Source organism: Malonomonas rubra (assembly GCF_003247215.1).
Classification (GTDB): domain Bacteria; phylum Desulfobacterota; class Desulfuromonadia; order Desulfuromonadales; family Geopsychrobacteraceae; genus Malonomonas; species Malonomonas rubra_A.
In genome coordinates this window covers 1-10,224 of record NZ_QKAP01000023.1, presented here as the reverse complement: position 1 = coordinate 10,224, position 10,224 = coordinate 1, and the positions used below count along the sequence as shown (strand labels likewise).

Below are 10,224 nucleotides of genomic sequence, written 5' to 3'. Positions count from 1 at the left end.
ACATATACCAAAGTAGCAACAGGTTTTAGCAACGTTCCCTGTTTGTGGAGTATGCTTTAAAACCTTGAGCTTTCTAGCAATATCATGTTGTGCTTTTTTCGTCACGTTGGGACTCCCTTCGTTACAGAAAACCAGTATAAACTGTCAACCCTAGTCGGGAGTTTCATAGAATCTGTTTTGGCAGGCTCCACTTCTTTTGCTATGCTTATTGATCTGTCCGAAGGAGATCGATCTGATGAACTACGGAATCACCCGTGAGCGCTCACTTGAACTGCTCCAGCAACATCTGAAGAATCCAAATCTGACCAAACATTGCCTGGCCAGCGAAGCAGTTATGCGCGCCTTGGCAGAGCATTTTAACGAAGATGTCGAACTCTGGGGACTGACCGGTTTGCTGCACGATCTCGACGTCGAAATGACCCTCAACGATCTGCCCCATCACACCCATGAAACGGTACGAATCCTCCGTGAGGAAGGGGTCGCTGAAGAGATCATCGAAGCGATCCGGATGCACAACGAAATGGCCCACAATGACAAGCGTAGCGAACGTTTTCACCACGCCTTGGCGGCTGGGGAAACCATCACCGGCCTGATCATCGCCACGGCGCTGGTCTATCCGGATAAAAAACTGGCAAGTGTCAAACCGAAATCGGTCCGCAAACGCTATAAGGAGAAGCTGTTTGCCGCTGGAGCCAACCGCGAAATCATTGCCGAATGCGAACAGATCGGCATCCCGGTGCCGGAGTTCTGTGATCTCTGTCTAGCAGCGATGCAGGGGATTGCCGACGACCTCGGTCTGTAAAAGGATACTAGATTGAACCGGAAAGAACTGACCCGGCTGTTACAGCTGCTGGCCGATGGCCAAATCAGCGTTGCCGATGGCTTTGCTCAGCTGGAAAAACTTCCCTTCGAGGATTTGGGGATGGCGCAGATCGACCACCACCGCGAACTGCGCCAGGGAGCCCCTGAAATAATCTTCGGCCAAGGCAAAAGCCTTGAGCAGCTGGAAACCATCATCGCAGCGATGGAACGCAAAGGGCGAAACATTCTGGCAACCCGTCTCAACGAAGAGAAAGCGACCGCGCTCTGCAACCGATTCCCCGATGGCGACTTCGACCCCGACGCCCGCACCTTCTGCCTGGTACAGCAGAAGATCGAAGTCAGCGGCCGTGGCAAAGTGCTGGTGATCTGCGCCGGAACGTCAGATCTGCCGGTTGCCCGTGAGGCTGCAGTAACGGCGCAAATGCTCGGCAACGAGGTGGAAGAACTGGTCGACGTCGGCGTCGCCGGCATCCACCGACTGTTGGCCAAAGGCGAACAGTTGCAGAAAGCAGCGGTGATCATCGTCGTCGCCGGCATGGAAGGCGCACTCCCCTCGGTGGTCGGCGGCCTAGTCGCGGTGCCGGTCATCGCTGTTCCGACCTCGGTCGGCTACGGCGCCGCTTTCGGCGGCATCGCAGCCCTGCTCGGTATGCTCAACTCCTGCGCCAGCGGAGTAACGGTAGTGAATATTGACAACGGTTTCGGTGCGGCCTTTGCTGCCAACCGGATCAACCGCAAGGGAGATTAATGCGCACCCTTTACCTCGACACCTTCTCCGGCATCTCCGGTGACATGTTCCTTGGCCTGCTCCTCGACCTCGGTCTGCCGCTCAAGCACCTGCAGAGCGAATTGGCCAAGCTGCCGATTGACGGTTACCGACTGAAAGTCGGACGCGAGCAGCGCCACGGCATCAATGGAACCAGATTGAAGGTCGAGCATGAAGAGTCACATCACCACCGCAGCTGGTCGACCATCGACAAAATGCTTTGCGACTGCCCATTGCCTGACGACAGCAAAACACTGGCACGTAAATTTTTCCGCCGGCTCGGAGAGGCTGAAGCCAAGGTGCACGGCATCAATATCGACGAGGTTAACTTCCACGAAGTCGGCGCGCTCGATGCGATTATCGATCTGACCGGCGCCGCAATAGGCCTGCAGTTGCTCGGCATCGAAAAACTGCTCTGTGCCCCATTACCACTGTCCCGCGGAATGAGCAAATGTGCCCATGGTGCCCTGCCACTGCCCGCACCCGCCACACTAGAGCTTTTGACCGGGCTACCAATTATTGATAGCGGCTGTGAAAAGGAACTGGTCACACCAACTGGCGCTACCATCGCCAGCACTTTGGCCGAGTTCGGCGGCATGCCGCCAATGACGATCGACCGTACAGGCTACGGCGTCGGTGGCTGGCAGCTGGAGGATCGCCCCAATCTGATGCGGGGCATCCTCGGAGAGACGGCCGCTTCGTGTGGCTCACAACGCGACAGGGTGAAGCTGCTGGAGACCCACATCGACGACTCCACTCCTGAGCAACTCGGATTTTTACTTGAACTGTTATTCAATGAAGGGGCTCTCGATGCAGGATTTACGCCCTTGCAGATGAAAAAAAACCGGCCCGGCTTCCGTCTGACGGTGGTCTGCGAACCGGGTCAAGAGGAGCAACTGGCCAGCCTGATCATGCGGCAGAGCAGTGCAATCGGGGTGCGAACCTCGCCATGCGAGCGCTTCAAACTAGTACGCCGTAATGCCACGGTCAACACCGAGGTTGGCGTGGCGCAGGTTAAGTTAATTTACGAAGATGGACAGTTTTTACGCCTGAGCGCCGAATACGATGATTGCCGCAAGCTCGCCCAAACCAGTGGCCGCCCACTCTCAGAAATCTACCGACTGGTTGAAACGGTCGCATATCGGCAATTTCATCCGGAAAAGATTGAGGAACCAGAATGACCGAACCGCCAAAGACCGAAGAACTGCTCCGCAAACTGATCCTGCTGCTGGCCAGCAACGCCGGGCTCGGCTACGCTCCGGTCGCCTCCGGTACCATCGGCAGCTTGATGGGGATTCCCTTTTTCTACTACCTGTCCTGCTTCAGCTGGCCGTTGCAACTGGTCACCTTTATCGCCCTACTATTCTTGAGTTTTTGGGCCTGCGACGAAGCGGGAAAAATTTATGGTGAAGCAGATGACGGTCGAATCGTTATCGACGAACTTGTCGGCTATCTGGCCACGGTGCTTTTCCTGCCCTTCAGCTGGGGGGCCGCGATAATTGGTTTTTTCTGGTTCCGGCTTTTCGACATCCTCAAACCGGGTCCAGCTGGCTGGTTCGACCGGGAGATGAAGAACGGCGTCGGCGTCACTCTCGATGATGTTGTCGCGGGAATTTATGCCGCAATTGCCTTGCGTCTCTGCCTGTGGATTTTTTAACCATGCAGCATTTACGACATCACAATAAAAACTTCGATATTGCGGTACTGACCACTGGTGACGAACTGCTTAACGGCGAACTGGCTGACACCAACACCGGAACCATCGCAGCTTCCCTGGCCAATTACGGCTACAAACTGCGCTGTTCGCTTTCAGTCCCGGATCAGGAAAAAGAGATCGAAGCAGCACTGCGTTACCTGACCGAGCATGTCAAAGTAGTGATCGTGACCGGCGGGCTCGGCTCGACGGGTGACGACCTGACCGCTCGCGCCGCGGCCCGCGCCACCGGCCAGCAGTTGGCGATCAACGAGCTGGCGCTGGAGATGGTCCACAGCTGGTTCCGCAAACGGAACCGGGCCATGGAACCATCTAACGAACGGCAGGCGCTGCTGCCTCTCGGAGCGCAGCCGCTACCGAACAGAATCGGCACCGCCCCCGGCTTCCGCTTGCAGAAGGATGGCTGCGAGCTGTTTTTCCTCCCTGGGGTGCCAAACGAAATGCAAGCAATGTTTGAACAATCGGTACTCCCGGCGCTAAAGGAACTCCATCCGCCAGCGCCTGCCCGGCAACAGCGAAACTTCAAGCTGTTCGGCCTTCCGGAACCGAAGATCGACAGCATGATCCCTTATCGGCAACTTCCAGAGGGGGTCGATGTCGCCTTCGCACTTGATTACCCGTTGGTGCTCGTCAAACTTCGTGCTGATGGCGATGATGCTGCGCAAAAACTAGATCGGGCCGAGGCCATTCTGCAACCACTGCTGGGCGATCACATTATGGCGCGCGACGAAGAAACCCCAGAAGGGAATGTCGGCAAACTGCTGAGCAACGCCAACCTGTCGTTGTCTCTGGCTGAATCCTGCACCGGCGGCCTGGTTGCCAGCCTGTTTACCAGCCAACCAGGCGCTTCGGCCTTCCTCGAACGATGTGCCGTCACCTATGCCGACTCGGCAAAACAGGATTGGCTACAAGTTCCGCTGCCGCTGTTGCAACAGCACGGCGCAGTCAGCGAGCAGTGTGCGCGGGCGATGGCAATCGGCCTGCGACATGCAACCGGTACCGATCTAGCCTTGGCGATTACCGGCATTGCCGGTCCCGACGGCGGCACCGCGGAAAAACCGGTCGGCACTGTATTTATAGCCTTGGCCAGTCAGGAAGGGGTGCATGTAAAACGTTATCAATTCAATGGCGAGCGCAGCAAGGTACAGCGAATGAGCGCCTTTATGGCGCTGGAGTGGCTGCGTCGCTTCGCCCTTCGGTTACAGAACTGAACGACACGATGGAAAAATACTCGACCCCAACACAGCAATCAACAAAGAAAGCGGAAAGCGATTACATCAGGGAACTGCAACTGATCCGCCAGGTTGCGAGGTTAACGGCCTCGATACGCGACCGCAGGGTGCTGCTGAAGAGGATGTTGATCCTGCTGAACGAAGCCTTTGCCACCAGCGGCGGCGGCATCTACCAGATTCATGACGCCGACTCGCCATTAAACTTGGTGGCAAAGCTGAATATAGGAGACGAGTTAAGCCTCGAACTGCAGAAGGTGCCGGCCGGAAAAGGAATGATGTCCCAGGTCGTCCAGAGTGGCGAACCCTGTTCCTGGCCAGACCTGGAAAAGGAAGACCAGCTTTATTGTCAGGGCGTTCTCGCTGCCGGCTGGCACAGTCTGCTCGGCCTTCCGTTGATCGCACACGAACGCCTGATCGGCGTGGTTTTTCTCTTTCAAAATCGGCTCCGCGAATTCTCACCGGCCGAAATCGAGCTGCTCTGCGAATGCTGCCTGCTATTCGCAGCGGCGATCGATTCATCGGAACTGGTTGAAAAACTGGAGTGGCAACACCGCCTGACTCACGCCAGCCAGCGGGAATTGGACCGGTCGCGGAAACAACTGCGTGAACATGTTACTCGGCTGGAAGAAAGCAATCGTTCACTGGAGCAGGCCAATCAAATGAAGGACCGCTTTCTAGCCCTCGCCTCTCACGAGTTGCGCACCCCGCTGACCTGGATCATGGCTGCCACGGAATTGCTCGAGAACGAACTGAAAGAACTCCCGGAAGAGAGTCAGGCCCTTCTGAAAACGATCTTCAAGGGGGGGAAACAACTGTCCGATCTGGTTGAAGATCTGCTGGAAATAGCCCGGATCGAAGCTCACGACATCTACCTAGCCAAAGAAAGTATCGACCTGCCATTGTTGCTGGGCGACATCGTAATACAATTTGAGGATGAAGCGCTCCGCCGGCAGTTGACACTGGAAATAGGTGATTGCCCGGACCACCTTGCTCCGGTCGGGGACTACCACCACTTGCGCCAAGCCTTGGAACGCATTTTGAAAAATGCCCTCAAGTTCACCCCGCCGGGGGGCTTTATCAGAATTGAGGCCAGCCAGCGAACAGCCGATGAACTGCTCCAACTACGCTCCCAAATGGAACCGTTTTGCGTAAGCTTTTTCCAAAAAACCCCGCTGCTTGATCATGTCGAAATTTGCATCAGCGACAGTGGTGTCGGCATCGATCAAAAAGACCGTTTGCAGATCTTCGATAAATTTCACGGTGCTGGCGATATCAGCCTGCACGGCAAGCAGAAATATTCAGTTCAGGGGCCAAGTGCGGGTCTCGGCTTGCCGCTGGCAAAAGGAATGATCGAAGCTCATGGCGGCATGATCTGGGTCGACAGTTCCAAGTACAGTAAATCGGGTAGCAACTTCCGTGTGCTGCTGCCGCTCTATAAGCCGCGGAACCAAGATGGCTGAAGCCCCTCGCCTGCTGCGCTCATTTATCGCCATCCCTTTGCCAGAAGCACTCCAGCAACAACTCGGCGAGTTGCAGAAACAGCTCCGACAGCTGCAACCGGAGCTGAAAACACCAAAAAAGGAGAACCTTCACCTGACACTGCATTTTCTTGGCGACCAGACGCAGGAGCAGCTTGCGAAAATTAAGCAGATTATGTTATCGATAGGGAAAAGAAAAAAGATTTTTAATGTTACTATGGGAAACCTTGGTTTTTTCCCCAATCAACGCAAGCCTCGCATCCTCTGGCTGGGACTGCAACCGCAACAGGAGCTGATCAATCTTCACCAAGAATTAGCCGCAGGATTGAATCGGATTGGTGTTGCCACCGAGCAACGTCACTTTATGCCGCACTTGACCATCGGCCGGTTTCGTCACCTGCCACGCGACACCCAAACGCTGTGTCCTTTTCTGTCACACAACTGCGGCAGTCTGAAAATTGACAGAATGGTCCTGTATACTAGCGAGCTGACGCCGCAAGGGGCCATCCACAAACCGTGGACAACCGCATTGCTCTACGCTGTGGACTACTGACTTACTTGAACTTGATTTCTTCTTATGCCAAGGGAGACAAAGGATGTCTGACGAAAATCGCAATCGCGCACTTGAACTGGCCATGGGTCAGATTGAAAAACAGTTTGGCAAAGGCAGCATTATGCGCCTCGGCTCTGATTACCAGATGCCAGCCATCAAATGTATTCCAACTGGAGCACTAAGCCTCGACCTAGCCCTAGGCATCGGCGGAGTCCCGAGAGGGAGAATCATTGAGATTTTCGGGCCGGAATCGTCCGGTAAAACCACGCTCGCTCTGCATATCGTCGCCGAAGTCCAAAAACAGGGGGGAATCGCCGCTTTCGTCGATGCCGAGCACGCCCTCGACATCCAATATGCCGGTCACCTGGGTGTCAAGGCGGACGACCTGCTGGTCAGCCAGCCGGACACCGGTGAGCAGGCCTTGGAGATCACCGAAATGCTGGTGCGCAGCGGTGCGATCGACGTGCTGGTTGTCGACTCAGTTGCCGCTCTGACCCCACGCGCCGAAATCGAGGGCGAGATGGGTGATTCGCACATGGGGCTGCAGGCCCGGCTGATGTCGCAGGCGCTGCGCAAATTAACCGCCACCGTCGCTAAGAGCAATTGCTGCATCATCTTCATCAACCAGATCCGCATGAAGATCGGAGTGATGTTCGGCAACCCGGAAACCACCACCGGCGGCAATGCGCTCAAGTTCTATTCGTCGGTGCGCCTCGACATCCGCAAGATAGCCACCCTGAAGTCGGGTCAGGACCCGATCGGAGGACGCACTCGGGTCAAAGTGGTAAAAAATAAAGTGGCGCCACCGTTCAAACAGGCAGAGTTTGATATTATGTACGGGTCCGGCATCTCCCGCGAGGGCGACATCCTTGATCTCGGGGTCGACAACGATATCGTCGAAAAGAGCGGTGCCTGGTTTTCCTACAACGGCGAACGGGTCGGTCAGGGCCGGGAAAACGCCAAGCAGTACCTCAAAGAGCATCCAGAAATAACCAACGAAATAGAAGCCAGATTGCGTGAACTATACGGGCTGGGGGGTGAGGTCGCTCCTGTAGCCAAGGAAAAGCAAAACTAACTGCTAAGTAATTGCCAAGGACAAACTATGAATCTGAATGACATTCTCGGCATGGCTTTAAAAGCCAACTCTTCCGATATCCATCTCAAAGCTGGTTTACCGCCAGTATTCAGGATCGACGGGGATCTGCGGCCACTGCCAAAAGCTCCGCATTTGTCAGCAGAGTCGGTCAGTGACATGTGCCTTGCCATCATGAATGAAAAACAGAGGCGCACCTTTGAAGAGAAGAACGAAGTCGATTTGGCCTACGGGATTCCCGGTCTGGGACGGTTCCGGGTCAACGTTTTCTCGCAGCGTAACTCGGTCTCCGCGGTACTAAGGGCCATCCCCTACAAAATAGCCACTCTCGACGAACTGCTGCTGCCGCAGGTGTTGAAAAAAATCGCCAACGAACCACGTGGCTTGGTGTTGGTCACCGGTGCCACCGGTTCCGGTAAATCGACGACCTTGGCGGCGATGATCGATTACATCAACAGCAACCGCACAGCACATATCGTCACCATCGAAGATCCGATCGAATACCTGCACCGGGATCGTAAGTGTATCATAAACCAGCGCGAGGTCGGTTTTGACACCGCCGGTTTCGCCCCGGCACTGAAAAGCTCGCTGCGCCAGGATCCGGACATCATCCTGGTTGGCGAGATGCGCGACGTCGAAACCACCGAGACAGCACTGGCGGCCGCGGAAACCGGGCATCTGGTCCTTTCGACCCTACACACCATCGACGCCCCGGAAACAATCACCCGGGTCGTCTCGATGTTCCCGCCTCACCAGCAACCCCATATCCGCCTGCAGTTGTCCGGCGTCCTCAAAGGGGTCATCTCGCAGCGACTGATCCCACGTGCCGAGGGCAAGGGGCGGGTTGCCGCCATAGAAGTTATGGTTTCCACTGCCCGTGTCCGCAGCCTGATCGACGATGAAACTAAGACCAACCACCTGAAGGAAGCCATTGCCCAGGGCTACACCTCCTACGGCATGCAGACCTTCGACCAAGCGCTGATGAACCTGGTCAAGCAGAATGTCATCACCTTTGAAGAGGCGCTACGTCAAAGTTCCAACCCGGATGACTTCAAACTCAAATTCTCTGGTATCGACTCCACCTCCGACGCTTCTTGGAGCGACTTCGAACAGGGCAAGAGCGAGGAAGAAGCTAAACGGGCAGCGCAAGAAGACAGTGGACTTGATGAAGATGGAAACATCCAAATCGAACGATTCTGACGCCTTCGCCGCCGCGCTGCGGATCCTGACCCGTCGCGACAGAAGTGAAGTAGAACTGCGCAAGAAGCTAGAGCAGTCCGGTTTTTCTGTATCCGCCATCGACCAAGCAATCGAAAAATGCCGCAGTTACAAATATCTTGACGATCAGCACTACGCTCGCGAACGGGCCAAAGCCTTGTTCCGCAGCGGCCGCGGCGTTGGCCGAAAAGTGCTGCTCGACCTGCGGCGGCAAGGCATTGCCGATGAGATTGCTCAATCCGCCGTAATTGAAGCCTCGCAGGAATTCCCCAATTCTCAACTGTTGCAAGATCAACTCGATCGCCGCTTCCCCGGTTTTGATTTTGCACAGGCAGATGAGCGGGAAAAACACCGGGTCATCAGCTTTTTTCAACGGCGCGGCTTCCCGCTGAACGAGATTTTTTCTGTTTTACGCAAACCAGACTGAGTCCTGCCTTCCTGTTGCACAAATGCCTCCCTGATCCGTTGCAGCGCAAAGCTGAAACTGTAGATCTATACAGTCACCAACTGTGCTCTTGACTGTTTTTCCACTCCGCCGCGTTTTTCTAGTCAATGAAATCATCTATTAATTCAAGGCAGATAGATAGTTTCCACAGCTTTCATTAATTTTCAAAGAACCTCCACATGGTACAAGGATTGCTGAACAATGAAACAATGTCGGAGGGGGATAACCGCTAAATGAAAAGTTAAAAAGGAGCACGAATCAAATGATCAAGCATGTGAAATTCTGGATGGGGAGAATGTTGGCCGCAATTTTTTTGGTCCTATCGTTAATGATGGTAGGTCTGTCCGGTATTCAATTCTTCTCAGGGCTGGCCGAGGGGCACGAGTTAGTAAACGTCCTGATCAAATCGATCAACACCAGCATCATAGCCCTAGCCATCTTTGAGTTAGGCATTGGTATCGGCAAAGAATACGGCCAACAAGAGGAAGAGGATCACACCTTACCGTCAGCATCGCTTTGGTCCTCGAAGGATTGATAATGATCATCAAATACAGTCAACTTGATCTGGCTGGCAACCTTTACTATCCGGTCGGCATTCTGGTCAGTGCCAGCATCCTGCTTGCGGGCATGGGCCTGTTTCTCCACTTGACTCGCTCCGACTGTGAAATTCAGCCGAAGTTACCAGAGACCAGAGGGGTTCATCCGACATCCAGCATCAATCTTCAAACCAGTGACCAACGTGGTCGAATTCGTCGCAATGCATAACAAAACCTCCCTTCGAAGTACGTATCAATGCAGCAAATGCCTCTAGATACCCCTTTTCAATCTGGGCAACTTCGATTATGATCGCTGATTCAATCTCGCAAAATCCAAAACATCGATCATTGCTCAAGATAAAAGAAG

The 10,224-nt window shown here is 54.6% G+C and carries 12 protein-coding genes; all 12 read left to right on the top strand.

From position 1 onward, the window contains the following. Positions 1-235 precede the first annotated feature (235 nt). The 12 genes from Q7J88_RS02545 (at position 236) to Q7J88_RS02490 (ending at position 10,086) form a co-directional block, all read left to right on the top strand. On the top strand, positions 236-802 hold the full coding sequence (locus Q7J88_RS02545) for an HDIG domain-containing metalloprotein (protein WP_303720585.1): 567 nt from the start codon (positions 236-238) through the stop codon (positions 800-802). 12 nt (positions 803-814) lie between these two features. Continuing rightward, entirely contained in the window at positions 815-1,570 is a 756-nt protein-coding gene (gene larB, locus Q7J88_RS02540; RefSeq protein ID WP_303720584.1) for a nickel pincer cofactor biosynthesis protein LarB, read from the top strand. Next, positions 1,570-2,769 (top strand): nickel pincer cofactor biosynthesis protein LarC, encoded by a 1,200-nt coding sequence (gene larC / locus Q7J88_RS02535; protein WP_303720583.1) that lies wholly within the window; start codon positions 1,570-1,572, stop codon positions 2,767-2,769. Before larB ends, larC begins: the two co-directional genes overlap by 1 nt. Then, entirely contained in the window at positions 2,766-3,245 is a 480-nt protein-coding gene (locus tag Q7J88_RS02530) for a phosphatidylglycerophosphatase A (RefSeq protein ID WP_303720582.1), read from the top strand. The genes larC and Q7J88_RS02530 overlap by 4 nt, the downstream gene beginning before the upstream one ends. 2 nt (positions 3,246-3,247) lie before the next feature. Further along, on the top strand, positions 3,248-4,513 hold the full coding sequence (locus Q7J88_RS02525) for a CinA family nicotinamide mononucleotide deamidase-related protein (RefSeq protein ID WP_303720581.1): 1,266 nt from the start codon (positions 3,248-3,250) through the stop codon (positions 4,511-4,513). After that, on the top strand, positions 4,477-5,994 hold the full coding sequence (locus Q7J88_RS02520) for a GAF domain-containing sensor histidine kinase (protein ID WP_303720580.1): 1,518 nt from the start codon (positions 4,477-4,479) through the stop codon (positions 5,992-5,994). The genes Q7J88_RS02525 and Q7J88_RS02520 overlap by 37 nt, the downstream gene beginning before the upstream one ends. Next, positions 5,987-6,565, top strand: a complete 579-nt coding sequence (gene thpR, locus Q7J88_RS02515) for an RNA 2',3'-cyclic phosphodiesterase (protein ID WP_303720579.1) — start codon at positions 5,987-5,989, stop codon at positions 6,563-6,565. Before Q7J88_RS02520 ends, thpR begins: the two co-directional genes overlap by 8 nt. A 43-nt stretch (positions 6,566-6,608) precedes the next feature. After that, positions 6,609-7,640, top strand: coding sequence for a recombinase RecA (gene recA, locus Q7J88_RS02510; protein WP_303720578.1), 1,032 nt, complete (start codon positions 6,609-6,611; stop codon positions 7,638-7,640). Between the two features lie 27 nt (positions 7,641-7,667). After that, positions 7,668-8,858: a type IV pilus twitching motility protein PilT gene (locus tag Q7J88_RS02505; RefSeq protein WP_303720577.1), complete on the top strand. Its 1,191-nt coding sequence runs from the start codon at positions 7,668-7,670 to the stop codon at positions 8,856-8,858. Continuing rightward, positions 8,830-9,303 (top strand): regulatory protein RecX, encoded by a 474-nt coding sequence (locus tag Q7J88_RS02500; protein WP_303720576.1) that lies wholly within the window; start codon positions 8,830-8,832, stop codon positions 9,301-9,303. The genes Q7J88_RS02505 and Q7J88_RS02500 overlap by 29 nt, the downstream gene beginning before the upstream one ends. A 280-nt stretch (positions 9,304-9,583) precedes the next feature. Then, the gene (locus Q7J88_RS02495; RefSeq protein WP_303720575.1) at positions 9,584-9,856 is read left to right on the top strand and encodes a hypothetical protein; all 273 of its coding nucleotides are present in this window, start codon (positions 9,584-9,586) and stop codon (positions 9,854-9,856) included. A 2-nt stretch (positions 9,857-9,858) separates the two neighbouring features. Next, positions 9,859-10,086 (top strand): hypothetical protein, encoded by a 228-nt coding sequence (locus tag Q7J88_RS02490; protein ID WP_303720574.1) that lies wholly within the window; start codon positions 9,859-9,861, stop codon positions 10,084-10,086. The last annotated feature ends 138 nt before the right edge of the window (positions 10,087-10,224 follow it).